This window comes from Saccharopolyspora erythraea, from assembly GCF_018141105.1.
Taxonomy (GTDB): domain Bacteria; phylum Actinomycetota; class Actinomycetes; order Mycobacteriales; family Pseudonocardiaceae; genus Saccharopolyspora_D; species Saccharopolyspora_D erythraea_A.
This window is the reverse complement of the sequence record NZ_CP054839.1, coordinates 4,340,140-4,365,197: the sequence shown is the minus strand read 5'-3', so window position 1 is coordinate 4,365,197 and position 25,058 is coordinate 4,340,140. Positions and strand designations below refer to the sequence as shown.

The following is a 25,058-nucleotide window of genomic DNA, read 5'->3' as shown; positions in this document are numbered from 1 at the left end:
GGTGTCCGCCTGGCGGCCGGAACGCCGGTACGTGGCAGGATCGGCCGCGTGTGGTACTTGGACGACCAGTCACCCGAGCGGTTGCGGCAGTACGTGGGATCACCGGCCCAGGTGGCCGGCATCGACCGGTTCTGCGAGGAGGACGGACCGGCCAGAGGCGCCCGCCGATACCAGGTGCGCACCGGGTCGGGCCTGGTGTTCGACGTGCTGCCGGACCGCGGCCTCGACATCGGGGCGGCGAGCTTCCGGGGTGTGCCGCTGGCCTGGATCTCCCCCGCCGGACACGTCGGGCCCGGGCACGTCGAGCACGGGGGCACCGGCTGGCAACGCACCTTCGGCGGAGGACTGCTCACCACCTGCGGCCTCGACCAGTTCGGCGCTCCCGCCACCGACGACGGCCAGGAGTTCGGACTGCACGGCAGGGCGAGCGGACTCGCCGCCCAGCAGGTCAACACCGTGGCCGACGGGCGGCTGGAGGTCACCGGCAGGCTCCGGCAGACCCGGCTGTTCGGCGAGAACATCGTGCTGGACCGCGCCATCACCACTGAACTGGGTTCGCGCGCGGTCACCGTCACCGACACCGTGACCAACGAGGGCTTCCAGCCGCAGCCGCACATGGTGCTCTACCACATGAACCTCGGCTGGCCGCTGCTCGACGGGGCCAGCGTCCTTCGCATCCCCGGAGCCGAACCGGTCGCGCGCGACGCCGAGGCCGAGCGCGGGCTCGACGCCTGGGACACCTTCACCGCGCCCAGCCCGGGTTTCGCCGAACAGGTCTTCCGCCACGACTTCGCCGAGGCCGGACCGGCAGAGGCGCGGCTGCTCAACCCGGATCTGGGACTGTCGCTGGCCATCCGCTTCGACACCAGGCGGCTTCCCGGGCTGTTCCAGTGGAAGATGCTCGGTGCCGGGACCTACGTGCTCGGAATCGAGCCCGCCAACTGCCGGGTGATCGGTGGCCGCGCCGAGGCCCGCGCCGCGGGCGAGCTGCCGGTGCTGGAGCCGGGCGAGTCGCGTTCCTATGCCGTCGAGGTCGAGGTGGCAGAAGCCTGATCAGTCCAGCGCCGCGTAGACCCTGAGCCCGAGACCGGCGATGCGATCCACTCCCGCGCGGTGGTCGGCCAGCTCGTCAACGAGCACCGCCACCACCGCGCGCGGGCGCTCCTGGTCGCCGATCAGCGCGACATCGTGGCGAGAACCGTCGATCTCGCCGGTCTTGTTCCAGCACCGCGCGCCTTCCGGCAGCAGCGCGGGCAGGCGGTCCCGGACCTGCTGCCGCGACAGCACACCCAGCGCGTGATCGGTGAGCTGCGGCGAGAGGACCGTTCCCCTGGCCAGGGCGTCGAGGATGCGGGCCTGGTCCAGCGCGCAGGTGGTGTTGCGGCCGGGGTCCCGCACCCGCATGAGCAGCCGCTGGACCTGCGTGCCCTCGCAGCCGAGCTCCGCGGCCAGCTCGCCGATCGCCTCGAAGCCGACCGCCTCGATCACCGCGTTCGTGGCCGTGTTGTCGCTGATGGTGATCATCAGGGTGACGGCGTCGGCCAGCTCGAGGCACCGCAGGCCAGGCAGGTCCTTGAGCACCCCGGCCCCGCCGACCCGCTCGTCGGGGATCCGCACCTCGGTGTCCAGCGCGAGGCCGCCGCGCTGGACCTCCCGCAGGGCGGTGAGCATCACCAGGACCTTGATGGTGCTGGCCGGGTTCACCACCCGGCGGGCTCCGAACAGGACCGGCTCCCGCTCGTCGAGGTTCCACGCGGCGAACCCGACCCGGCCGGGGAAGTCCGCCCAGCCCGGCTCGAGTGCCTCGCGCAAGCGATCGGCGAATCCCACGCTCTCCTCCTCCAGCTGCGCCAGGCGACCATGATCACCCATGGGCGCCGCCGGCTCACCTCCGGTCGGGCAGCTCGGCCAGGTCGACCGATCCACCGGGCATCACCCTGCGGGTGTTGCGGTAGCCGTAGAGGGCGTAGACGACCAGCCCGAGCACCAGCCACATTCCCAGCCGCAGCCAGGTCTCCCCCGACAGGAACGACATCAGCCAGGCGGAGAACAGCACGCCGAGGACGGGCACCACGGGCATGCCGGGGCACCGGAATCCGCGCGGCAGGTCCGGGCGCCGGTATCGCAGCACGACCACCGCGGCGCACACGAGCACGAAGGCGAACAGGACCCCGATGTTGGTCAGCTCCGCGGCCTCCTCGACCGGCAGCAGCCCGGCCAGCACCGCCGAAACGACGCCGAGGATCCACGTCGCGCGGTGCGGAACCCGGCGCACCGGGTGCAGTTCGCCGAACCACTTCGGCATGAGCCCGTCGCGGCTGAGCGCGTACCACAGCCGGGACGCGCCCATCATGAACGAGAAGCTGACGGTGACGATGCCCAGCACCGCGCCGACGGCGATCACGACCGCCACACCCTGCAGGCCGACGCTGCTGAACGCGCTGGAGAAACCGCTGTCGGGATCGACCTGGGTGTAGTGCACCATCCCGGTGAGCACGACGCAGGCGAGCACGTAGAGCACCATCGAGATGGCCAGCGACAGCACCATCGCCTTGGGCAGCAGCCTGCGCGCGTCGACCGACTCCTCGGCGGCCGTGCTCAGCGCGTCGTAGCCGAAGACCGCGAAGAAGACCGTCGCCGCACCGGTCACCGCCCCGCCCCAGCCGAAGGGCGCGAACGGCTCCAGGTTCCCGAAGTCCACCCTGGACAGACCGACCACGACCACCAGCAGCACCACCGCGATCTTGACCACGGTCAGCACGACGTCGACCCGTGCGGAGGTCCTGGTGCCCCGGTTGAGCAGCCACGCCACGCCCAGGCAGATCAGCATCGCGATCAGGTCCACGCGGTGGCCCTCACCGGTGCCCGGCGCGCCCTGCATCCACAGCGGCAGGTCCACGCCCACCACCTCCAGCAGGTAGCCGACGTAGCCCGACATGCCGATCGACACCGTCGCCACGATCGCGGTGTACTCCAGCAGCAGGTCCCAGCCGATGATCCAGCCGACCACCTCGCCCAGAACCGCCGCGGCGTAGGTGTAGGACGACCCGGCTCGGGGCACCATGCCGGCGAACTCGGCGTAGGCGAAGGCCGCGCAGAGCGACGCCGCGCCCGCGATGAGGAACGAGACCAGCACCGCGGGTCCCGCGACGTCCCTGGCGACCGCGCCCGCGAGGCTGAAGATGCCGGCGCCGATGATCGCGCCGACGCCGATCATCGTCAGCTGCGGCAGCCCGAGGACCCGCACCATGCGTCGTTCGGACTCGGTTTCCGGACGGGGCACCGTGCGGCGGAACACCCCGTTCGGCCCGGTGCCGAACAGGGAGCCGCCGGATGCCACGGAATTCTCACGCAACTGCAACCTCCGACTGGTCGCCACGGATCGCGCTGCCTGCGCGCGGGGGAGACCGCGCCGACCCGGTTGCGGGCATGTTTGTCCATGGCAGCCGTCCGGAAAACCCCGCGAGCATGCGGAACGCTGGCGCTGAGCAACAGCTCCGGCCGGACTGACCGCACCGCGCGGGCCGGACTCACCGCAGTGGACTCACAGGGTGCCGAGCACCGCGTGCGCCGCCGCCGCGTCCTGCACCCCGAGGCCGACGCTGTTGAAGAACACCACCTCGTCCTCGCTCGTGCGCCCGGGTGCGCGGCCGAGCAGCACCTCGCCGAGCGACCGCAACCGATCCCGGGTGATGTCGCCCCGTTCCAGGGCGTGCACGACGGGACCCGCGTGCGACGCGGCGGTCGCGACGTCGTCGACCACGACCGCACCGGCGCGCCGGACGAGCAGCTCGTCCACCTCGCGGCGGTGGGGCTCGAAGCTGCCGACGCTGAGCACGGTCGCCCCCGCCTCGATCCGGTCGGTCGGCACGACCGGCTGCGCCGAGAGCGTGCAGGTGACCACGACCGGTGCCGAGCGGACGGCTTCGGCCGCGCTGCCGACGGCCCGGACCGCCAGCCCCAGCTCGGCCGACAGCTCGGCCGCCGCCGACTCCCGCCGCCGCGGGTCGCGGCTGAAGATCCGCACCTCCCGCAGCCGCCGCACCCGCGCGATGGCGCGGACGTGCGCCCTGGCCTGCACGCCGGAGCCGATCACGGCGAGTTCGTCGGCCGATGGCGGCGCCAGCGCGTCGGCGGCCACCGCGCTGCCTGCCGCAGTTCGCAGCTCGGTCAGCGCCGTGGCGGCCATGACCGCGACCGTCCGTCCGGTGGCCGCGTCCAGCACGAGGACGGTCGCCGAGATCGCGGGCAGGTCCTCTGCCGCGTTGCCTGGATGCACCGCGACCAGCTTGCTCACCGCACCGTGCTCCGGGGAGAGCCGGCTCAGGTAGCTCAGGGTGGTGTCGTCACCGGTACGCATCGCGACCTTCTCGGCCAGTTGCGCCTCTCCCCTGCCCAGCGACTCGAACGCCAGCCGCTGCGATCGGATCGCCGCGTCGACGTCGAGCGCCTCGGCCACCTGCTCGTCGCTGCACACCCGCATGTCCACCTCCGTCACCCCGCGGCCCACCCGGCCGCCGATGCGCAGCACGGTGCCACAACGCCACCCGGACGGAACAGGGTGATCAACTCCGGAGCGCGTTCGAGCGACAGTGGCGCTGTCCCTCAGTTCGAGAACAAATCACTCTTCTGATTCTCCGCTGATGGCCTCCTCCGGCATTACGGTGGCCCCACCGGGTCACAGCCCGGCTGCGATCAGCGACGAGGAAGAGGTGGAATGTCGGTGGAGTCGACGTTGAGCTCAGTGATCGGCCCGGACACCACGGCCGTGGACGACGGCGGCACCGAGTACCTCTCGCGCAACCCGTCGAACCTCGACGACGTGGTGGCGCGGGTCCGGCTCGGCGGCCCGGACACGCTGCGCGTCGCCGCTGAGAACGCCCAGCGTGCCCAGCGCGAGTGGGCCCAGGTGCCCGCCCCGGTGCGAGGCCGCGTCGTCGCGGGCCTCGGCAGGCTGGTCGAGGCGAACAAGGAGTCGCTGGCCAAGCTGGTGACCCGCGAGATCGGCAAGCCCTACGCCGAGGCGCTGGGCGAGGTGCAGGAGATCATCGACACCTGCGACTTCTTCCTCGGCGAGGGGCGCAGGCTCTACGGGCAGACCGTGCCCTCGGAGATGCCCGACAAGCAGCTGTTCACCTTCCGGGTGCCGGTCGGGGTCGCCGCGGTGATCACCGCGGGCAACTTCCCCGTCGCGGTGCCCTCCTGGTACATCGTCCCGGCGCTGCTGTGCGGCAACGCCGTGGTGTGGAAGCCCGCCGAGTACGCCGCGGCCGCCGCCCGCGCGGTCGCGGAGCTTGCGTGGCGCGCCGGCGTGCCGCGCGGCGTGCTCAACCTCGTCTACGCCGACGGCGAGGCGACGTTCAAGGGCCTGGAAGCCGCCCTGGAGGCGGGCACGGTCAACAAGGTCGGCTTCACCGGCTCCAGCGCGGTCGGCACCCGCGTCGGCGAGCTGTGCGGACGCCACCTGCAGAGCCCGTGCCTGGAGCTGGGCGGCAAGAACCCGATGGTCGTGGCCGCCGACGCCGATCTGGACCTGGCGGTGGAGGGCGCGCTGTTCTCCGGCTGGGGCACGGCAGGTCAGCGCTGCACCTCGCTGGGCAACCTCATCGTGCACCGCGACCTGCACGACGAGTTCGTCTCCCGCCTGGACGAGGCGCTGCGCTCGGCCGCGATCGGCGAGCCGACCGGTGACGTGCTCTACGGCCCGCTGCTGGACCAGAAGTTCGCCGACGGGTTCGAGGCCGTGCTGGACACCATCGCCGGCCACCACACCGTGCTCGGCTCGGAGTCGGTCGGCCGGATCACCGAGTCCGCGCCGCGCAAGGGCTTCCACGGCGACCCGTCGACCGGGCTGTACTACCACCCGGTTCTGCTGGACGGCCTGCGCCCCGACGACCACGTCTTCCGCCAGGAGACCTTCGGCCCGATCGTGGGCGTGAGCACCTTCGACACCCTCGACGAGGCGATCGAGCTGGGCAACCTGCCGGGCTACGGGCTGTCGGCCGCCGTCTACACCACCAACCCGCAGACGGCGTTCCGGTTCCGCCAGGGCATCGGGGCGGGCATGGTCAGCGTCAACAACTCCACCTCGGGAGCCGAGGCGCACCTGCCCTTCGGCGGCAACGGCCGCTCCGGCAACGGCAGCCGCCAGTCCGGGATCTGGGTGCTCGACCAGTTCACCCGCTGGCAGTCGCTGAACTGGGACTTCTCCGGCAAGCTGCAGAAGGCCCAGATGGACGTCGACACCGTCGAGCCCGAGCTGGACTACCGGCTGCCCCCGGAGCTCGGGGGTGGCGCATGACCCTGCCGCCGCGGGCGGAGGTCGTCGTGGCCGGCGGCGGGGTGATGGGCGTGAGCACCGCCTTCCACCTCTCCGAGGCCGGCGTCGAGGTCCTGCTGCTGGAGCGGGACGAGCTGGGCGCGGGCAGCACCAGCAAGGCCGCGGGCGGGGTCCGGGCGATGTTCTCCGACCCGGTGAACATCGAGCTGGGGCGGCGCAGCCTGCGGGCGTTCGAGGAATTCGCCCGCAGGCCCGGCGGCGAGATCGACCTCAAGCAGCACGGCTACCTGTTCCTGCTGGCCGATCCGGAGGACGTCGCCGCGTTCGAGCGCAGCGTCGAGCTGCAGAACTCCCTCGGGGTGCCCAGCCGGATGCTCACCGTCGAGCAGGCCCGCGAGCTCTCGCCGTACATCGTGCCCGACGGGCTGCTGGCCGCGGCGTTCTCGCCGGCCGACGGCCACTGCACCCCGGAAGCCGTGGTCCAGGGCTACGCCCAGGGCGCGCGGCGGCACGGCGCGGTAATCCGGCGGCACTGCGAGGTCACCGGCATCGACGTCGAGGGCGGCGAGATCACCGGTGTGCGCACCGCGCAGGGCCGGGTCGAGACCTCGACCGTCGTGTGCGCGACCGGAGCGTGGTCGGCGGCGCTGGGCGAGATGGCCGGGGTGGAGCTGCCGGTTCGCCCGCTGCGGCGGCAGGTCCTGGTGACCGAGCCGGTGCCGGCGATGCCCCCGCGGATGCCGTTCACCATCGACTTCTCCACCAGCTTCTACTTCCACGACGAAGGGCCGGGCCTGCTGATCGGCATGTCCGACCCCGACGAGGAGTTCGGGTTCCGGCTCGGCACCGACGACGCCTGGCTCGCCGCGCTGTCGGAGGCCGTGGCCCGGCGGGCGCCGGCGCTGTCGGAAGTCGGCGTCGCGCACGGCTGGGCGGGGCTGTACGAGATCACGCCCGACCACAACGCCCTGGTGGGCGAGTCGGCGGAGGTCAGCAGGTTCCTGTACGCGACCGGGTTCTCCGGGCACGGCTTCCTGCAGGGACCGGCGATCGGCGAGGTGATGCGCGACCTCGTGCTCGGCCGCACTCCTGTCGTGGACGTCTCCGGTCTCTGCGTCCGCCGGTTCGAGGGCGCCGAGGTCCGGCCCGAGCACAACTGCGTGTGACGCAACGCCCCCGATGGGGCGTTGCGGGTATCCGCGCGAAGCGCGGATGCGGACAGGTGAAGTGCATTCCCATATCGGCCGACGCCCACTCGCAAGCGTGGCGTCGAAAAAGGAGAGCACGACGGTGCGTGATCTGTTGCAGGAGATCGACGAGTGGGGCCCGGAGAAGGTCGTGTGCGTCTCCGACGCCCGGACCGGTATGCGCGGGGTGCTGGTCATCGACAACACCGCGCGCGGAACCGGCAAGGGCGGTACGCGGATGAGCCCGTCGGTGACGGTGACCGAGATCGCCCGGCTGGCCAGGGTGATGACGTGGAAGTGGGCCGCGGTGGACCTCTTCCACGGCGGCGCGAAGGCCGGCATCAACGCCGACCCGGGCTCGCCGGACAAGGAGCGGATCGTGCGGGCCTTCGCCCGCAGGCTGGCCGACCAGATCCCGGCCAGCTACGTCGCGGGCCTGGACATGGGCATGACCGAGGACGACGCCGCGATCATCCAGGACGAGCTGGGCGACCGCGGCGCGGCGGTCGGCGTGCCCGAGTCGCTCGGCGGGGTGCCCTACGACCAGCTCGGGGTCACCGGTCACGGGTTGGCCGAGTCCGCCGACGCGGCGATGGCCCGCCTCGGCCGCTCGCTGGCCGGTGCGCGGGTCGCGTTGCAGGGCTTCGGCGCGGTGGGTACCGCCGCGGCCCGCAGACTCGCCGAGCTCGGCGCGCAGGTGGTCGCGCTGTCCACCGTCGAAGGCACGGTGCACGACCCGGACGGTCTCGACGTCGGGTACTGGCTGGCGGCGCGCGCCGAGCTCGGCGACGCCTGCGTGCAGGCGGCCCCGGACCACCTGCGCATCCCGCGCGGCCAGGAGCTGGTCGTCGACTGCGACGTGCTGGTGCCCGCGGCGGGGCAGGACGTCATCGACGAACGGCTCGCCGGCGAGGTGCGCGCCCACCTGGTCGTCGAGGGGGCGAACCTGCCCACCACGCCCGGTGCCCGGTCGCTGTTGGCCGCGCGCGGCATCACCGTGGTCCCCGACTTCATCGCCAACGCCGGCGGCGCGATCGCTGCCGGGTTCGCGATGGACGCCCGCAGATCGGCGTTCCGCCCCGAGCCGACGCTGATCCTCGACGAGGTGGCGCGCCGGTCCAGGGACAACACCGCCGTCGTGCTCGACATCGCGCGCGAGCAGGACGTCCTGCCGCACGAGGCCGCGCTGCGGCTGGCCCAGGACCGGGTGCGCACGGCGATGCGGCTGCGCGGGCGCCTGCCCCGCCAGGAGGCCCGGCCCGAGGCAGTGACCGCGTAAGGACCACCATGCTCAACCCGATCCACCTGAGGACCCTCCAGGAGTGCGTGCGCACCGGCTCGTTCGCCGAAGCGGGCCGGGTCCTCGGCTACACCGCCTCCGCCGTCTCGCAGCAGATGGTGCTGCTCGAACGCGCCATCGGCGCGTCGCTGTTCGAGCGCTCGGCCCGCAGCGCGCGCAGCACCGGGCTGGCGATCCGGCTGGCCGACCGCAGCAGGGACGCCCTCGGCGCGCTGGACGCGCTGGAGCGCGAGGTCCACGCGATGGTCGTCGGCGACGAGGGCAGCCTGCGGCTGGCCAGCTTCGCCACGGCCAACGCGCGGGTGCTGCCGGACGTGCTGGCCGCGGTGGTCGCGCAGCGGCCCAACGCCGAGGTGCAGCTCGACGAGGGCGAGCCGGACGAGGTCCTCGACGGGGTGCTCGACGGCGTCGTCGACGCGGCGGTGGTCTTCGAGTACGACCTGGACCCACGGCAGTGGCCGGTGGAGCTGTGCGTCACCGAGCTGATGGCCGAGCCGCTGCGGCTGGCGCTGCCGGACTCCCACCCGCTGGCCGGGTCACCGGAGGTCGACCTGCGCGAGCTGTCCGACGAGGCGTGGATCTGCACCCGCCAGGACACCGCCGGCGCCCGCTCGCTGGTGCGGCTGGCCGCGGCCGCGGGCTTCGTGCCGCGCATCATCTTCCGCAGCAACGACTACGCCGTCGTCCGGGACCTGGTCGCCCGCGGGCTCGGCGTCGCCGTCCTGCCCGCCATGGCGCTCGGTGACGACCACGTGCGCTTCAGCCGGATCGCCGGGTGGCAACCGCACCGCAGGGTGCGCACCCTGCACCGCAAGCAGAACACCAACCCGCTGCTGCCCATCGCGCTGGAGTACCTGGCCAGGTCGTGCGCGGCGCTGGCCGAGAGCTGGCACGCCGGTGAGCAGCGGCAGCCGATCCGAGCGGAGGCGCCATGAACGGCCGCGAGCCCATCGACGAGCACTTCCTCAACACCGTCTCCGGGCTGCCCGCCGGGACGCCGTCGGCGGAGGTGGACGCCGGCCGTCTGCTCGCCCTGTTCGACTCCCAGGCCGGCAGCAGGCACCTGGACTTCGCCGCCAGGCAGCTCGGTTCCCGCAAGCTCGGCTACTACAGCATCGGCTCGTCCGGGCACGAGTCCAACGCGGCGGTGGCCGACGCGCTGCGCCCCACCGACCCGGCGTTGCTGCACTACCGCTCGGGCGGTTTCTACGTGCACCGCGCGAGCCAGATCCCCGGGCACGACCCGCTGCGCGACGTGATGCTCGGCGTGGTCGCCTCGGCCGACGAGCCGGTCTCGGGCGGACGGCACAAGGTGTTCGGCCACGGCGACCTCGGCGTAATCCCGCAGACCTCCACCATCGCCTCGCACCTGCCGCGCGCGGTGGGCCTGGCGTTCTCCCTCGGCCGCGCCGCCCAGCTCGGCGTGCGCAACGAGTGGGCACCGGACTCGGTGGTGGTGTGCAGCTTCGGGGACGCTTCGGCGAACCACTCCACCGCCACCGGAGCGATCAACTCGGCCCTGCACTGCGCGCACCAGGACGTGCCGATGCCGCTGTTGCTGGTGTGCGAGGACAACGGGATCGGCATCAGCGTCCGCACGCCCAGGGGCTGGATCGAGTCCACCTACGGGCAGCGGCCCGGACTGCGCTATTTCACCGCTGACGGTGACGACCCGTTGCGCTGCCTCGACATCGCACGGGAAGCGGCCGACTGGGTGCGGGAGAACCGTGCGCCGGCGTTGCTGCACCTGCGGACGGTCCGCCTGATGGGCCACGCCGGGTCCGATGTGGAGTCCGGCTACCGGGCGCGCAGCGAGATCGTCGCCGACTACGACCGCGATCCGGTGCTGGCGACGGCGAAATCCCTGGTGCGCCACGGGGTTCTGACGCCAGACGAGGTGATCGCCCGCTACGAGGCCAAACGCGATGAGGTCGCGCGGGTCACCGAGGACGCCCTCACCCGTCGCAAGCTCGCCAACGCGGCCGAGGTCATGGCATCCATCGCCCAGGACCACCCGGAAGCCGTCGAGCGGCGGGCGTCCGCGTCCGACCAGGACGCCAGGGCGCGTGCGTTCGAAGGCAAGCCGCCCGAGACCGAGGGGCCGCTGACGCTCGCCCAGGCCATCAACCGCTCGCTGGCCGACGAACTCGCCCGCGACCACGGCGTTCTGGTGTTCGGCGAGGACGTCGCCCGCAAGGGCGGCGTGTACGGCGTGACCCGCGGGCTGCGCAAGAAGTTCGGCGGCGCACGGGTCTTCGACACGCTGCTGGACGAGCAGAGCATCCTCGGCACCGCACTGGGCGCCGGGCTCGCGGGCCTGCTGCCGATCCCGGAGATCCAGTACCTGGCCTACCTGCACAACGCGGCCGACCAGTTGCGCGGGGAGGCCGCCACCCTGGGCTTCTTCTCCAGCGGCCGCTACCGCAACCCGATGGTCGTGCGCATCGCGGGCTACGGCTACCAGAAGGGCTTCGGCGGCCACTTCCACAACGACAACAGCGTGACCGCGCTGCGGGACCTGCCGGGTGTGGTCGTGGCCTCGCCGTCACGCCCCGACGACGCCGCCGCGATGCTGCGCACGTGCGTCGCCGCCGCTCGCGAGGACGGGCGGGTTTGCGTGTTCCTGGAACCGATCGCGCTGTACCACACCCGCGACCTGCACGAGGCCGGCGACGGCGGCTGGCTCGCGCGGTATCCGGAGCCTGGGACCGGGCACGTACCGATCGGCCGGGCCCGCGAGCACGGCGACGGCCGGGACCTCACGCTGGTCACCTTCGGCAACGGGGTGCCGATGAGCCTGCGGGTCGCGGCACGGCTTCGCGAGCACGGGATCGGTGCCCGCGTCCTGGATCTGCGCTGGCTGGCTCCCCTACCCGCCGACGACCTGCTCGCGGCGGCGAGGGCGACCGGCAGGGTGCTGGTGGTCGACGAGACCCGGCGCTCGGGCGGGGTGTCCGAAGCGGTGGTGACCGCGCTGGTCGAGGGCGGCTTCGAGGGCTCAGTCGCGCGGGTCTCGGGCGAGGACAGCTTCATCCCGCTCGGCGACGCCGCCTACCACGTGCTGCTGGACGAGGAGACCATCGAGCAGGAGGCGCTGCGCCTGGTCAAGCACTGATCCCCGGGGACGGCGCGCTTTCCGCAGGCACCACGGTGTTCCAGAGCTCGTGCGCCGCTCCCCGCTCGAAGTGCTCCTCGTAGACGCCGATCTTGTGGTCGATCACGTCGAGGCAGCCGGTCAGCTCGGTGATCCTGGCGACCAGCTCCTCCCGGTGCCTGCGCAGCAGCGCGAGGCGGTCCTCCTCGGTGCCGGCACCGTGGCGGACGAGCTCGGCGAAGCGCCGGATCGTGGCCAGCGGCATGCCCGATGCGCGGAACTTCGTGCAGTAGACCAGCCATTCCACGTCCCGCTCGTCGTAGCGGCGCCTGCCGGTGGACCCGCGCCGCACCGGGCTCACGAGCAGTCCCTCGCGTTCGTAGAACCGCAACGAGTCGATGCTGAGACCGGTGCGTTCGGAGACCTGTCCGATGCTCAGGTCCGGTGTGGAGTGCGCCATGGCACCGAGCGTAGCCATTTGACCTGGAGGGCACTCCAGCTCCTAGCTTCGCCGCCATGACAACGACATCGCAGCACAAGATCGGCTCCGGCTTCGGCGCTTCGAGCACGGCCGCCGACGTCCTGGCCGGAGCCGACCTCTCCGGCAAGCTCGCCATCGTCACCGGCGGCTACTCGGGGATCGGGCTGGAGACCACCCGCGCGCTGGCCGGGGCCGGAGCGCAGGTCGTCGTTCCCGCCCGGCGACGCGCGACCGCGGCCGAGGCGACCGCGGGCATCGACCGCGTCGAGCTGGACACCGTGGAACTCGACGACCTCGGCAGCGTCCGCGCGTTCGCCGAGCGCTTCCTCGAATCCGGCCGCGACATCGACATCCTGATCGGCGGCGCCGGTGTGATGGCCTGCCCCGAGACCCGGGTCGGGCCGGGCTGGGAGGGGCACTTCGCGATCAACCACCTCGGGCACCACGCCCTGGTGAACCTGCTGTGGCCGGCACTCGCCCGCGGCGGCGCCCGCGTCGTCGCGGTGTCCTCCGCCGGGCACCAGATCTCCGGAATCCGGTGGGACGACGTGCACTTCGAGCGCGGCTACGACAAGTGGCTCGCCTACGCCCAGTCGAAGACGGCGAACGCCCTGTTCGCCGCCCGTCTCGACGTGCTCGGCCGGGACGCTGGAGTGCGTTCGTTCTCGCTGCACCCCGGCGCCATCCTGACTCCGCTGCAACGGCATCTGCGCCGGTCGGAGATGGTCGCCAACGGCTGGGTCGACGCGGACGGCAACCTGGTCGCCGACGGGTTCAAGACACCAGAGCAGGGCGCCGCGACCCAGGTTTGGGCCGCGACCTCGCCGCGGTTGGAAGGCATGGGCGGGGCCTACTGCGAGGACTGCGACATCGCCGAACCCACGGAGAGCACTGCCATGGTGGCCGGGGTGCGCGACTACGCGACCGATCCCGAGCAGGCCGCCCGCCTGTGGTCGCTTTCGGCCGAGCTGACGGGCGTCGACGCGTTCGCCGGTATCCGCTGAGGCGCGGTCGGCTGGGAGCAGGATCGTTCGGCCCTCCCCTGCTCCCGCCGGAGGGCGTGATCGGCTGGCCCGAACGGTCCTGATCGATTGACGTGCTGGTCTGGACCAAATACCTTCTCGGCGTCGATCGTCGCTCCGCCCCGACGAGACCCGGGAGTCCCCGATGAGATCCCTGCCCAAGCTGCTCGCCGCGGTCGCGGCCGCCGTTCTCCTGCCGGTGGCCGCGCCCGCGGCCGGAGCCGAAGCCGAGCGCGTCGCGACGATCAGGACTGCGCCCTACGTCGACATCACGCGGGAGTCGCCGACGCTGCCCGAGATCGCCCAGGCGACCGGCCAGAAGCACTTCACGCTCGCCTTCGTCCTCGGCAGCAGCGCGGGTTGCGATCCGCGGTGGGGAGGGCAGATCCCGCTGACCGAGCCGCGCGTCGTCGACCAGGTCACCAGGCTGCGAGAGATGGGAGGTGACGTGATCGTCGCCAGCGGCGGCGCGCTGGGGCCGTACCTGGAGCACTCCTGCCGCACGGCCGACGAACTGCTCGCCGCCTACCGCGCGACGCTCGACGCCGTCGGCGCCAACCACCTCGACATCGACGTGGAAGCATCGATTCCGCATGAGATGGTCAACGAAGCGCTCGCCCGGCTCCAGGCCGAGCGCGGTACCGAGATCAGCTACACATTGCGCGTGCAGAGCGACGACACCGGGCTCGACCCGTACTCCTACCAGGTGCTGCAGAGCGCTGCGGCGCACGGCGTCGACGTCCTGGTGAATCCGATGACCATGGAGTTCGGCTCCGGCAAGCCGTGGGGTGACGCGGTGATCGCCGCGGCGGAGAGCACGCTGGGCCAGATGCGCCAGATCTGGCCGGACCTCGGTGACGCCGAGCTGAAGGCGCGGCTCGGCGTCACACCCATGATCGGCCGCAACTTCAACGGCAAGGTCTTCGAACAGGGCCATGCCAGGCAACTGGTCGACTGGGCCGCCGCCAACCGGATCGGGCTGCTGTCGTTCTGGTCGGCGGGCCGCGACAACGGCCGCTGCCCGGGAGGGCCGGTCGCGCCGGATTGCAGCAGCATCGCGCAGTCCGACTACGAGTTCACCCAGATCTTCAAGGCTTTCGCGGGTTAGCCGCCAGCGTCGGGGTCTGCGCTCAACGATGTCTTGCCGGGATGGTCGGTCGCCGCTCCTTCCCGCGCCCGCGAGGGCAGACGGGTGCCGCGACCAGTGGTGGAGCGGCGCCTACAGCCACTCCCGCTTGCGGAACAGCGCGTACAGGCCGACCGACAGCACGACGATCGAGACCAGGGACGCCCAGAAGCCCCACACCTGCTGGAATCCCGGGTAGGGCACGTTCTGGCCGTAGAAGCCGGTGACCGCGGTGGGCACCGCGATGATCGCAGCCCAGCTCGTCACCTTCTTCATGATCGTGTTGAGCCGGTAGCCCTGCAGGTTGAGCTGCGTCTCGCGGATCGTCGTGATCAGGTCGCGCAGCGACTCGGTCCACTCCGACGCCCGCAGCACGTGGTCGTAGACGTCCTGGAAGTACGGCTGCGTCGCGTCGTCGACCAACCGCATGTCGTGGCGCATGAGGTTGCCGACGACCTCGCGCATCGGCACGACCACGCGCCGCAGGTGCACCAGGTTCTTGCGCACCTGCAGTGAACGCCGCTGCAACCGGGTGTGGTCGGGGCGGTCCTCGAAGACGAGGTCCTCCAGCTGCTCGATCTGGTCGTCGAGCGTCTGCGCGGTGTCGAAGTGGCCGTCCACGACGTAGTCGAGCAGCCCGTGCAGGAGGAAACCGACACCGCTCTTGGCCCCCTCGGCCGCGGCGTCCCACCGGTCGAGCACCGCCTGGATGTCGAAGGCCTCGTCCTTGCGGACGGTGACCAGCGCCTGTCGGGTGACGAACGCGGCGACCTCGTGGCGCCGCAACACCTCGCCGTCCATGCTCACCGCGTAGGCGGTGAGGAAGGAATGCGAGTCGTAGCAGTCGAGTTTCGCGCGCTGTCCCTCGTGGACGGCGTCCTCGACCGCCAGCGCGTGCAGCCCGAGTTCCTCGCTGATCAGCGCGAGCTCCGCCTCGCCGGGCGCGCAGAAGTCCAGCCACACGGTCGCGTCCGGATCGAGCAGATGGTCGGAAACGTCCGCTACGGGGAAGTCCTCCGATTCGAGAATTCCGTTGCGGTACAAGCGCGTTCGGGCCATGACAGGACACCGTAGACTCCTCCGGCGCCGCTGTGCGGCGGATGTGGCGAAGCCGTCCGGCGGACCGCGATGGCGCAGCGGGCCGGTGGCCACGGCGCGGCCACCGGCAGCCGACTCCTCGCCAGGTCAGCTCCCGGGATCGCCGAACACCTTGCCCGGGTTGAAGATCCCCCGCGGGTCCAGGGCGTTCTTGACCGCGTGGTGCATGCCGACGACCGCGGGGCTGAGCTCGGCGTGCAGGCCCCTGCGCTTGAGCAACCCGACGCCGTGCTCGCCCGTCACCGTGCCGCCCAGCGCGATCGCGTCGTCGACGATGTCGTCGAACGCGCGCTGCGCGCGCAGCTTCGCGTCCTCGTCCCCGGCGGCGGTGATGATCAGCGGGTGCAGGTTGCCGTCGCCGGCGTGGGCGATGTTTGCGATGTGGGTGTCGTGGCGCCGCGCCGATGCCTCGATGCGGGCCAGCATCTCCGGGACCGCCGCGCGGGGAACGCACACGTCCTCGGTCAGCAGCGGCCCGAGGCGCTCCAGCGCCGGGTAGGCCAGGCGGCGGGCCTGGAACAGCGCGTCGGCCTCGTGCTGGTCGGTCGAGACCGCGCTCCAGGTCGCACCCGCCTGGTCGAAGCAGCGGGCCAGCGTCTCGACCTCGTGGTCACCGGCCGCACCGGGGCTGTCGGAGCGCCCGAGCAGCAGCACGTCGGCTTCGGCGCTGAGCCCCATCTGCTTCCAGGCGTCCACCGCCTCCAGGCAGTGCTTGTCGAGCAGCTCCAGCGCGGAGGGCACCACGCCCGCGGCGGCGACGGCCGCGACCGCCTCGCCCGCGGCCACCAGCGTGTCGAAGTAGCCGACCACGGTCCGTTCGGGCGCTCGCACACCGGGTAACAGGCGGACCGTGACCTCGGTGATGACGCCGAGCGTGCCCTCCGACCCGACGAACAGGCCGCACAGGTCGTAGCCCGCGACGCCCTTGGCGGTCCGCCTGCCCAGCCGCACGACCTCGCCGTCGCCGACCACCGCCTCCATGCCGAGCACGTAGTCGCGGGTCACGCCGTACTTGACGCAGCAGACCCCGCCTGCGTTGGTGGCCACGTTGCCGCCGATGGTCGACCACGGCGAGCTGGCCGGGTCCGGCGGGTACCAGGCGCCCTGCTCCAGGCAGGCCGCGCGGAGGTCGTCGTTGACCACGCCGGGCTGCACCACGGCGAGCTGTTCGCGGGGGTTGATCTCGACGATGCGGTCCATCTCCGTCAGCGAGAGCTGCACGCAGCCGTCCAGTGCGTTGGCCCCTCCCGACAGCCCGGTCCCGGCACCCCTGGGCACAACGGGCACACCCAGCCGCGAGCAGATCCGCACCGCGGTCGCGACCTGCTCGGTGGTGCTCGCCCGCACCACCGCCGCCGGCTTGCCGTGCGGCGCCCACTCCGCCTCGTCGTGGGCGAATCGGGTCATCGAGTCGGGATCGGTCAGCAGGCACCGCTCGGGCAGTTCCGCCCGCAGCGCCGCGACCACGCCCTCCGGAAGGTCCGGCATGTTTCCTCCGTTCAACGCACCGCCGTGCACCGTATCCCGCGGGCGATGGTGCAACCGTGCGTCGCCGGGGATCGGGGCGTAAAGACCGTGTCCCCGTCGTCCCCACCGGTCCAGCATGGAATGGCACGGGCAGGCCCGGCCGGTGCCGGCGGGCTGGTCCGTGCTGTTGAGCACCACCGTCCGCCAGGCACGACCTCCCGACGCCGGACCCGTCCAGAGGTGATCCACCATGTCCGCACCGATCACCGTCGAGTCGCTGCCCAGCCCCCGCGGCCTCCCCGTCCTGGGCAACATCTTCTGCATCGACTCCGAGCACCCCGTGGAGAGCCTGGTGGAGCTCGGGCGCGAACTCGGTCCCATCTTCCGGCTGGACATCCCGGGCAGCCCGGGCGGGCGGGTCTTCGCCTGGGGACAGGATCTCGTGGCCGACCTCTGCGACGACAACCTGTTCGACAAGCGGGTCACCGGCGGGCTCGGCATGCTGCGCAGAGGCACCAGCGCGGGCAACGGCCTGTTCACGTCGGAGACCGCCGACCCGCTGTGGCGCCGCGCGCACAACATCCTGATGCCGTCGTTCTCGCAGCAGGCCATGAGCGACTACCTGCCGATGATGACCGACATCGCGGGCCAGCTCGTCCAGAAGTGGGAGCGGCTCAACCCCGGCGACGAGGTCGACGTCACCGCCGACACCACCAGGCTCACCCTCGACACCATCGCGCTGTGCGGGTTCGGCTACCGCTTCAACTCCTTCTACCGCGAGGACGCCCACCCCTTCGTCGCCGCCATGATGCGGGTCCTGGCCGAGTCCCAGGCCAGGATCCGGCAGCTGCCGGTCCAGACCCGGCTCCGGGTCCGCGCGCGGCGGCGCCTGGACGAGGACAACGCCACCATGGAACGGCTGGTGGACCAGGTGATCCAGCAGCGCAGGGAGTCGGGCGAGACGCGCCGGGACCTGCTCGGCGCGATGCTCGACGGCGTCGACCGCCAGACCGGTGAACGGCTGCCGGACGCCAACATCCGCGCCCAGTGCGTCACGTTCATGATCGCCGGGCACGAGACAACCAGTGGACTGCTGTCGTTCGTCCTGTACTTCCTGCTCAAGAACCCGGACGTGGCCGAGCGGGCCTACGCCGAGGTCGACCGGGTGGTCGGCTCGACAGCGGAGCCGACGCTGGCGCAGCTCGGTGAGCTCGGCTACCTGCGCCAGATCGTCGACGAGACGCTGCGGCTGTGGCCGACCGCGCCCGCCTTCACCCGCGCGCCGTACCAGGACGCCGTGATCGGCGGCCGCTACCTCATCCCGGCGGGTACCCCGGTGACGGTGGTGACGCCCATGCTGCATCGGGACCAGCGCGTCTGGGGCACCGACGCCGAGGAGTTCCACCCCGAGCACTTCGACCCGCAGCGCCGCGAGGCCCTGCCACCGCACTCGTTCAAGCCGTTCGGCACCGGCCAGCGGGCGTGCATCGGCCAGCAGTTCGCGCGGCAGGAGGCGATGCTCGTGCTCGCGATGCTGTTGCAGCGCTTCGAGTTCGCCGACGTCCACGACTACCGGCTCTCGGTGCGCACGACCCTGACGCTCAAGCCCGACGGCATGCACGTCCAGGTGCGTCCCCGCCCCGGCCGGAAGATCGACGCCGCCGCACCCCGCACCGCGCCACCCGCCGAGCGGACGGTTCAGGAGGCTCCCGCCGCGCCCCGAGCCGACGCGCACGACACCCCGCTGCTGGTGCTGTTCGGGTCCAACCTCGGCACCTCGGAGAGCATCGCCAGCCGAATCGCGCAGGACGGCACCCGGCGCGGCTTCGACGTCGGCCTCGGTCCGCTCGACGACTACACCGACGCGCTGCCCGACCGCGGTGCGGTGGTGGTCGTCTCCGCCTCCTACAACGGCACTCCCCCGGACAACGCGGGCCGGTTCTGCGCCTGGATCAGCGATCCGGCGACCTCGCCCGACGCGTGCGCCGGGCTGCACTACGCCGTGTTCGGCTGCGGCAGCACCGACTGGGCGTCGACGTACCAGGCCGTGCCGACCCTGCTGGACGAGCAGTTCGCCGCGCACGGAGCGCTACGCGCCTACCAGCGGGGAGAGGGCAACGCGCAGGGCGACTTCGACGAGCAGTACCACGCCTGGTACCAGGGCCTGTGGCCCGCGCTCACGTGCGCCCTGGGGCTGGAACCGGAGTTGACCGCGACCGGCGCCGGTGCCCCCAGGCTGGCGATCTCGCTGGTCAACAAGCAGACGACCAACCCCGTGGTGATGTCCTACCGGGCGCGCCCGGCCACGGTGCGGGTGAACCGCGAGCTGCTGCACCACGACGGCGACGGCGACCGGCGCTCCACCCGGCACCTCGACGTGGCGCTGCCCGCCGGGATGGACTACAGCACCGGAGACCACCTCGGTGTGCTGCCGCGCAACGACGTCGAGCTGATCCGGCGCGCGATCCTGCGGTTCGGCCTCGACGCGGGCATGTACGTCACGATCACGCCGACCGAGAGCAGCCGGCACACCCACCTGCCGCTGGACGAGCCCGCGCCGCTGCTCGGCGTGCTCGCCAGTTGCGTGGAACTGCAGGACACCGCGACCAGGGAGCAGATCGAGCTTCTCGCCGAGTACACCGACGACTCCGGACAGCGGGAGCGACTGCGCGCCTTGGCCAAGGACACCGACGGCTGCTACCGCACGCACGTCTTCGAACCGCGCAGGTCCGTGCTCGAACTGCTGGAGGAGCACCCCGGCTGCGCGTTGCCGTTCGAGGTCTTCCTCGACATGCTGCCGCCGCTCCGGCCGCGCTACTACTCCATCTCCTCGGCACCGGGCATTAGCAGCGACACGTGCAGCATCACCACCGGCGTCCTGTGCGCGCCTGCCAGGAGCGGCGTAGGCGAGTATCGCGGCATCTGCTCCAACCATCTGGCCCGCAGCCCGGCGAAGGCGACCGTGTTCGTCTTCGTCCGCAAGCCGACGATCGCGTTTCGCCCGCCGGAGAACCCGCACACCCCGATGATCATGATCGGGGCGGGGACCGGCCTGGCACCCTTCCGGGGATTCCTGCAGGACCGCGCCGTGCTCGCCGCGCAGGGCGTCCCGGTCGGCCGGTCGCTGCTGTTCTTCGGCTGCCGGAACCCGGAGGTGGACTACCTCTACTCAGACGAGCTGCGCGACTTCCAGCAGCGCGGTGTTGTCGAGGTGCACCCTGCGTTCTCGCGCGTGCCCGGCAAGCCCCGCTGCTACGTCCAGGACCAGTTGCGGTCCTGCGGGGACGAGGTGATGGCGCTGCTCGACGCCGAAGCGGTGGTGTACGTGTGCGGCAACGCGAGCACGATGGCCCCCGCGGTGCGCGCCGCGTTCACCGACCTCTTCCGCGCCCGGACCGGGACGGGGCAGGCCGATGCCGAGGCGTGGCTGGCCGGGTTGAAGTCCTCCGGCCGCTACCTGGAGGACATCTGGGGCGGCTGAGGCAACGCACGGCGGCCACCGCGACGCCTATGGTGGGTGCGTGCCGTTCGCCGATCTGCGCAGCAGCGCTCCGCTCGTGCTCGACGGTGGCCTGGCCACCGAGCTGGAGGCCAGGGGCCACGACCTCTCCGACGAGCTGTGGTCGGCGCGGCTGCTGCACGACGCGCCGGAGGAGGTCGTCGCCGCGCACGAGGCGTTCTTCCGCGCCGGCGCGGCCATCGCCACCACCGCCAGCTACCAGGCGAGCTTCTCCGGTTTCGGCGCGCGGGGGATCGGTCGCGGTGAAGCCGCGGCGCTGATGCGCCGCAGCGTCGAGCTGGCCCGGCAGGCCGCCGAACGCCTGGAGCCAGAGCGGCCGAGGTGGGTCGCCGCCTCGGTCGGGCCCTACGGCGCGACGCTCGCCGACGGCTCCGAGTACCGCGGGCGCTACGGACTGACCGTCTCGGACCTGGTCGGTTTCCACCGGACCCGGCTGGAGGTCCTGGCGGGTGCCGCACCGGACGTCCTCGCCCTGGAGACGGTGCCCGACCTCGACGAGGCGATCGCCCTCATCGAGGCGATCGACGGCATCGGGGTCCCGGCCTGGCTCTCCTACACGGTGGCCGACGGGCGCACCCGCGCGGGCCAGCCGCTCGCCGAGGCTTTCGACGTGGCCCGCGACCACGAAGGCATCGTCGCCGTCGGCGTCAACTGCTGCTCCCCCGCCGAGGTCACCCCGGCACTGGCGATCGCCCGGCAGGTGACCGGCAAACCCGTCATCGCCTACCCCAACAGCGGTGAGGGCTGGGACGCGGACCGCCGCATCTGGACGGGCGGGTCCCAGTCCCCCGACACCGCGGCGAGCAGCTGGGCGCGCGAGGGTGCCGCCGTCATCGGCGGCTGCTGCCGGGTGCGGCCCGACGACATCGCCGCCCTGGCCGCCTCGCTCGCCTGAACGAGGCGGCCGAATCGGCTCGCCCGACCGAATGAGCCTCAGCGGCGCAGACCGGTGAGCTGGTACTTGCGGCTCCACGCGACGAAGGCAAAGAGCAGCATCAGCACGACCGTCGTGACCGCGGCGCTGGGCATGGCCAGCACGGTCAGGTTGGCGACCGTCGCGCAGAGCATCACGATGGCCAGCCCGAGCGCGGCCAGTGGCGACAGCCGGGGGATGAGCAGCCCGATCGCTCCGGCCAGTTCCAACGCGCCGGTGAGGTAGCGGAACCACTGGCCGAACCCGATCAGGTCGTAGGAGGCGACCGTGGCCGGGTCGCCGAGCAGCTTCGGCAGCGATGCGAAGACGAAGAACGCCGCGAGCAGGGCTTGCAGCACCCAGAGCGTCACGTTCAGGGCCCGGCCGGGGCGGGCGGGCGTGGTGTCGACGTGTTCGGCGGCCATGGTCATTCCTCCGGGAGGTCGGGATCCGGCCTGTCGCCGGTCCGCGTGAGCGGCCCCTGAGCCGAGGCGATCCGCGGCTCGGGGTAGAAGCATCTCAGCCGACTCCGACAATTTCCCCCGCCACGAGCGGGCGGGTCGCGCATAGAGTCGCCGAGGGCAGATCAGCTCCGAGCGCTGGAGGCGCAGATGGCGGTGAGCGGGAACGAGTTCGTCCGGACGGCGCGCGAGATCTTCGACGGCGTCGCCACCGGCCAGGCCGAGGCCGTCGGCCGGGCCGCGGAGCTGGTGACCGGCTCGGTGCGGGCAGGCGGCGTGGTGCACGCCTTCGGCACCGGGCACTCGCAGGCGCTGGCGATGGAGATCGCCGGGCGGGCGGGCGGCCTGGTGCCGACGAACATGATCGCTCTGCGCGACCTGGTCGTCCACGGCGGCGAACCACCGGGGGTCCTGTTCGACCCGCACCTGGAGCGGACGCCGGAGGTGGCGCACCGGCTCTACGAGCTGGCCCCGGTCAGCCCGCGGGACGTCTTCGTCGTCGCGTCCAACTCCGGGGTCAACGGCGCGGTCGTGGAGTTCGCCAGGCTGGTCGCTGAGCGCGGCCACAGCCTCGTCGCGATCACCTCCCGCCTGCACTCCGAGCAGGTGGACTCCCGGCACCCGTCCGGCAAGCGGCTGGCGGACTTCGCCGACGTGGTGCTCGACAACGGCGCGCCCTACGGCGACGCGGTGCTCCCGCTGCCCGGCGGCGGCGCGGTGTGCGGGGTCTCCTCGATCACCGCCGCGCTGCTGGCGCAGATGCTTGTGGCCGAGGTCGTCAGCGCGCTGCTGGCCGCCGGGGAGGCACCGCCGGTGTACCTGTCGGCCAACATCCCGGAGGGCGACGAGCACAACCGCGCGCTGGAGGAGCGCTACGCCGGACGCATCCGCCGCGGAGCCTGAGAACGACCGCGGCCGGCCTGAGCCGAACAGCCGCTCGGCAACGACATCCGGCGATCACCACGCCGCGGGTGGAACATGGTCCCTCGGCCGGAGGACGGCGGCAGTCGCGAGTCCGGTCCCGTCCCCCGGCGAACCGTCCGATGCCGCACAACCGCAGCAAAGGTGTTCAGCCGTGTTACATACGCGCGAGCTGTTCGAAAGCATGACCACCAAGCCCAGCCTGAGCAGCGAGCAGATGGCCACCATGGTGGAGGCCCTGCAGGACTGCGCCGAGGCGGTGCTGGCCTGCTCGGCCGGGATGCTGGCCGCGCGGGATGCGGGCCACCTGGCCGAGGCCGCGAGCCGGGACATGGACTGCGTGGACGTCGTCACCACCACGCGCAACGTCCTCACCAGAGGCAACGGACCCGACAGCAGCATGCTCAGCGCGCAGCTGGAAGTGTGCCTGCTGGCGTGCGAGCGCAGCAACGAACTGTGCGGCCGGCACGCCGAGCACCACACGCACTGCCGGATCTGCTCGGACGCCACCCGGCACTGCGCCGACACCTGCCGCGCGACTCTCGACGCGCTCCACCGGTGACCGACCGGAGCGGCGCGTGACCGCGCTGACCCGCTCGCAGGTCCACGTCGGGCCTGGCTCCTCCGCTCATCACTCGTGCTCGTCGCGACCGGCTCCGTCCGGCGCACCGACGGCCACGCCCTTCTGACGGCACTCGCACAAATCGCCGGGAACCAGACACGCCGGGCCCACGACCTGTTGTTCGAAGGTCGACTCCGGCAGAGCGGAGCGGCGGAGCAGTTTAGGAGTGCCATGGCGCCCGATGAACAGTTGGTCGACGAGACGCCCGCGAAACCCGACGTCCGGGAGCCCCGCGCTCCCGACGCACCCCGGCAGACCTGGTGGCAGGCCCTGCGGCCGCTGGTGCTGCGCCTGCACTTCTACGCCGGGGCCCTGGTCGCGCCGTTCCTGGTCGTCGCGGCGCTGACGGGGTTGCTCTACGTCTTCACCCCGCAGCTGGAACAGAGCGTCTACGACCACGAGCTGCACGTCCCGCCCGCGGCTACGAGCCATCCGCTCGCGGCCCAGGTCGAGACGGCCCGCGCCGTCCGCCCCGGCGACTCGCTGAAGTCGGTGCGCCCGGCGCCGACCCCGACCGACACCACGCAGGTGATCTTCGACGCGCCGGACCTGCCGGAGAGCTACCGGCGCACGGTGTTCGTCGACCCGCACACGCTGGAGGTGCGCGGGGTGCTCGACACCTACGGCAGCAGCCAGGCCCTTCCCCTGCGTGCCTGGATCGACAACCTGCACCGCGGGCTGCACCTGGGCGACGCGGGACGGCTCTACAGCGAGCTGGCCGCGAGCTGGCTCTGGGTGGTCGTGGCCGGCGGGCTGGTGATGTGGGTCGCGCGCCGGCGTCCACGCCGCCGGGTCCGGACGACGATCGCCCCCGAGCTGCGTCCTGCGGGCCGGCGAAGGGTCCTGTCCTGGCACGGAGCGGTCGGTCTGTGGCTTGCGCCGGGCCTGCTGTTCCTCTCGGCGACCGGTCTGACGTGGTCGGTCTACGCCGGGGAGAACATCAGCGCGTTGCGGGAGTCGCTTTCCTGGGAGACCCCCACCGTCTCCACGGCGCTGCCGTCCGCTCCGTCTGGCGGCGACGTCGGGTTCGACCGCATCCGGGAGGCCGCCGCCGAGCACGGGGTCACCGGCGCGGTCGAGATCACGCCGCCCGACGACGGCGGGGCGTACACCGTCCAGCAGGTCGGGCGCCAGTGGCCCACCCGGCAGGACTCGGCCGCGGTCGACCCGGCCAGCGGTGCGGTCACCGCGACGTTGCGGTTCGCCGACTACCCGTTGATGGCCAAGTTGTCGAGGTGGGGCATCGACGCGCACATGGGCCTGCTGTTCGGCCTGGTCAACCAGATCGCGCTGCTCGCGCTCGGGCTCGGCCTGCTGTGCGTGATCTTCTGGGGCTACCGCATGTGGTGGTTGCGCAGGCCGGCCGCCGGGTTCGGCAGGCTGCCGGCGCGCGGCGCGTGGCGGCTGGTGCCAGGCCGGGTGATGGCGCCGATCATCCTCGTCGCGGCCTTCGTCGCCTACTTCGTGCCCCTGCTCGGCGTCTCCCTGCTGGCGTTCCTGGTCCTGGACGCAGTTCTCGGAGCCGTCGCCCGCCGCCGCACCTCCGACTCGAACGCGGGAGCCTGA

At 72.1% G+C, this 25,058-nt stretch carries 20 protein-coding genes; 13 read left to right on the top strand and 7 right to left on the bottom strand.

Features of this window, described 5'->3' with window-relative positions:
• The first annotated feature begins 48 nt into the window (after positions 1-48).
• Positions 49-1,053 (top strand): aldose 1-epimerase family protein, encoded by a 1,005-nt coding sequence (locus HUO13_RS19550; RefSeq protein ID WP_249123873.1) that lies wholly within the window; start codon positions 49-51, stop codon positions 1,051-1,053.
• Here the strand turns inward: HUO13_RS19550 and HUO13_RS19545 are convergent, their stop codons facing one another.
• The 3 genes from HUO13_RS19545 to HUO13_RS19535 form a co-directional block, all read right to left on the bottom strand.
• Entirely contained in the window at positions 1,054-1,830 is a 777-nt protein-coding gene (locus HUO13_RS19545; protein WP_249123872.1) for a serine hydrolase, read from the bottom strand.
• A gap of 55 nt (positions 1,831-1,885) precedes the next feature.
• Positions 1,886-3,340, bottom strand: coding sequence for an amino acid permease (locus tag HUO13_RS19540; protein WP_211903000.1), 1,455 nt, complete (start codon positions 3,338-3,340; stop codon positions 1,886-1,888).
• Between the two features lie 204 nt (positions 3,341-3,544).
• Positions 3,545-4,531: an ornithine cyclodeaminase family protein gene (locus HUO13_RS19535; RefSeq protein WP_211896572.1), complete on the bottom strand. Its 987-nt coding sequence runs from the start codon at positions 4,529-4,531 to the stop codon at positions 3,545-3,547.
• Between the two features lie 213 nt (positions 4,532-4,744).
• On the opposite strand from HUO13_RS19535, the gene HUO13_RS19530 reads away from it, so the two are divergent.
• The 5 genes from HUO13_RS19530 (at position 4,745) to HUO13_RS19510 (ending at position 11,882) form a co-directional block, all read left to right on the top strand.
• Positions 4,745-6,301: an aldehyde dehydrogenase family protein gene (locus tag HUO13_RS19530; RefSeq protein ID WP_249125145.1), complete on the top strand. Its 1,557-nt coding sequence runs from the start codon at positions 4,745-4,747 to the stop codon at positions 6,299-6,301.
• Positions 6,298-7,446, top strand: a complete 1,149-nt coding sequence (locus tag HUO13_RS19525; RefSeq protein WP_211896570.1) for an NAD(P)/FAD-dependent oxidoreductase — start codon at positions 6,298-6,300, stop codon at positions 7,444-7,446. Before HUO13_RS19530 ends, HUO13_RS19525 begins: the two co-directional genes overlap by 4 nt.
• 124 nt (positions 7,447-7,570) lie before the next feature.
• Entirely contained in the window at positions 7,571-8,746 is a 1,176-nt protein-coding gene (locus HUO13_RS19520; RefSeq protein WP_211896569.1) for a Glu/Leu/Phe/Val family dehydrogenase, read from the top strand.
• An 8-nt stretch (positions 8,747-8,754) separates the two neighbouring features.
• Positions 8,755-9,702, top strand: coding sequence for a LysR family transcriptional regulator (locus tag HUO13_RS19515; protein WP_211896568.1), 948 nt, complete (start codon positions 8,755-8,757; stop codon positions 9,700-9,702).
• The gene (locus tag HUO13_RS19510; protein WP_211896567.1) at positions 9,699-11,882 is read left to right on the top strand and encodes a thiamine pyrophosphate-dependent enzyme; all 2,184 of its coding nucleotides are present in this window, start codon (positions 9,699-9,701) and stop codon (positions 11,880-11,882) included. The genes HUO13_RS19515 and HUO13_RS19510 overlap by 4 nt, the downstream gene beginning before the upstream one ends.
• Here the strand turns inward: HUO13_RS19510 and HUO13_RS19505 are convergent.
• Positions 11,872-12,321 (bottom strand): MerR family transcriptional regulator, encoded by a 450-nt coding sequence (locus HUO13_RS19505; protein WP_211896566.1) that lies wholly within the window; start codon positions 12,319-12,321, stop codon positions 11,872-11,874. The genes HUO13_RS19510 and HUO13_RS19505 overlap by 11 nt on opposite strands.
• 56 nt (positions 12,322-12,377) lie before the next feature.
• Here HUO13_RS19505 and HUO13_RS19500 point away from each other — a divergent pair, with 56 nt between their 5' ends.
• On the top strand, positions 12,378-13,346 hold the full coding sequence (locus HUO13_RS19500) for an SDR family NAD(P)-dependent oxidoreductase (protein ID WP_211896565.1): 969 nt from the start codon (positions 12,378-12,380) through the stop codon (positions 13,344-13,346).
• A 163-nt stretch (positions 13,347-13,509) separates the two neighbouring features.
• Positions 13,510-14,472, top strand: coding sequence for a chitinase (locus HUO13_RS19495; RefSeq protein WP_211896564.1), 963 nt, complete (start codon positions 13,510-13,512; stop codon positions 14,470-14,472).
• 111 nt (positions 14,473-14,583) lie between these two features.
• On the opposite strand, the gene HUO13_RS19490 is transcribed toward HUO13_RS19495, so the two are convergent.
• Positions 14,584-15,549: a magnesium transporter CorA family protein gene (locus tag HUO13_RS19490; RefSeq protein WP_249123871.1), complete on the bottom strand. Its 966-nt coding sequence runs from the start codon at positions 15,547-15,549 to the stop codon at positions 14,584-14,586.
• A gap of 126 nt (positions 15,550-15,675) precedes the next feature.
• Positions 15,676-17,076 carry an FAD-binding oxidoreductase gene (locus HUO13_RS19485; protein ID WP_211896563.1) on the bottom strand — a complete coding sequence of 467 codons (1,401 nt, stop codon included), beginning with the start codon at positions 17,074-17,076 and terminating at the stop codon, positions 15,676-15,678.
• 229 nt (positions 17,077-17,305) lie between these two features.
• On the opposite strand from HUO13_RS19485, the gene HUO13_RS19480 reads away from it, so the two are divergent.
• Positions 17,306-20,536: a bifunctional cytochrome P450/NADPH--P450 reductase gene (locus tag HUO13_RS19480; protein WP_211896562.1), complete on the top strand. Its 3,231-nt coding sequence runs from the start codon at positions 17,306-17,308 to the stop codon at positions 20,534-20,536.
• 40 nt (positions 20,537-20,576) lie between these two features.
• The gene (gene mmuM, locus HUO13_RS19475; protein WP_211896561.1) at positions 20,577-21,470 is read left to right on the top strand and encodes a homocysteine S-methyltransferase; all 894 of its coding nucleotides are present in this window, start codon (positions 20,577-20,579) and stop codon (positions 21,468-21,470) included.
• 38 nt (positions 21,471-21,508) lie between these two features.
• Here mmuM and HUO13_RS19470 read toward each other — a convergent pair whose 3' ends face one another.
• A complete protein-coding gene (locus HUO13_RS19470) occupies positions 21,509-21,913 on the bottom strand; it encodes a DoxX family protein (RefSeq protein ID WP_249123870.1) in 405 nt (134 codons plus the stop codon).
• 186 nt (positions 21,914-22,099) lie between these two features.
• Between HUO13_RS19470 and HUO13_RS19465 the strand changes: the two genes are divergently transcribed.
• From HUO13_RS19465 to HUO13_RS19455, 3 genes are all read left to right on the top strand, one after another.
• The gene (locus HUO13_RS19465) at positions 22,100-22,852 is read left to right on the top strand and encodes a sugar isomerase domain-containing protein (RefSeq protein WP_211896559.1); all 753 of its coding nucleotides are present in this window, start codon (positions 22,100-22,102) and stop codon (positions 22,850-22,852) included.
• 172 nt (positions 22,853-23,024) lie between these two features.
• Positions 23,025-23,432: a hypothetical protein gene (locus tag HUO13_RS19460; protein WP_211896558.1), complete on the top strand. Its 408-nt coding sequence runs from the start codon at positions 23,025-23,027 to the stop codon at positions 23,430-23,432.
• A gap of 231 nt (positions 23,433-23,663) precedes the next feature.
• Positions 23,664-25,058, top strand: a complete 1,395-nt coding sequence (locus HUO13_RS19455; RefSeq protein WP_211896557.1) for a PepSY-associated TM helix domain-containing protein — start codon at positions 23,664-23,666, stop codon at positions 25,056-25,058.

Bases quoted from the DNA above. Each gene is read 5' to 3' on its own strand.
- HUO13_RS19480 (WP_211896562.1), top strand. From the start codon at position 17,306: ATGTCCGCACCGATCACCGTCGAGTCGCTGCCCAGCCCCCGCGGCCTC.
- HUO13_RS19465 (WP_211896559.1), top strand. From the start codon at position 22,100: ATGGCGGTGAGCGGGAACGAGTTCGTCCGGACGGCGCGCGAGATCTTC.
- HUO13_RS19500 (WP_211896565.1), top strand. From the start codon at position 12,378: ATGACAACGACATCGCAGCACAAGATCGGCTCCGGCTTCGGCGCTTCG.
- HUO13_RS19515 (WP_211896568.1), top strand. From the start codon at position 8,755: ATGCTCAACCCGATCCACCTGAGGACCCTCCAGGAGTGCGTGCGCACC.
- HUO13_RS19505 (WP_211896566.1), bottom strand. From the start codon at position 12,321: ATGGCGCACTCCACACCGGACCTGAGCATCGGACAGGTCTCCGAACGC.
- HUO13_RS19495 (WP_211896564.1), top strand. From the start codon at position 13,510: ATGAGATCCCTGCCCAAGCTGCTCGCCGCGGTCGCGGCCGCCGTTCTC.
- HUO13_RS19485 (WP_211896563.1), bottom strand. From the start codon at position 17,076: ATGCCGGACCTTCCGGAGGGCGTGGTCGCGGCGCTGCGGGCGGAACTG.
- HUO13_RS19455 (WP_211896557.1), top strand. From the start codon at position 23,664: ATGGCGCCCGATGAACAGTTGGTCGACGAGACGCCCGCGAAACCCGAC.
- HUO13_RS19470 (WP_249123870.1), bottom strand. From the start codon at position 21,913: ATGGCCGCCGAACACGTCGACACCACGCCCGCCCGCCCCGGCCGGGCC.
- HUO13_RS19525 (WP_211896570.1), top strand. From the start codon at position 6,298: ATGACCCTGCCGCCGCGGGCGGAGGTCGTCGTGGCCGGCGGCGGGGTG.
- HUO13_RS19510 (WP_211896567.1), top strand. From the start codon at position 9,699: ATGAACGGCCGCGAGCCCATCGACGAGCACTTCCTCAACACCGTCTCC.
- HUO13_RS19490 (WP_249123871.1), bottom strand. From the start codon at position 15,549: ATGGCCCGAACGCGCTTGTACCGCAACGGAATTCTCGAATCGGAGGAC.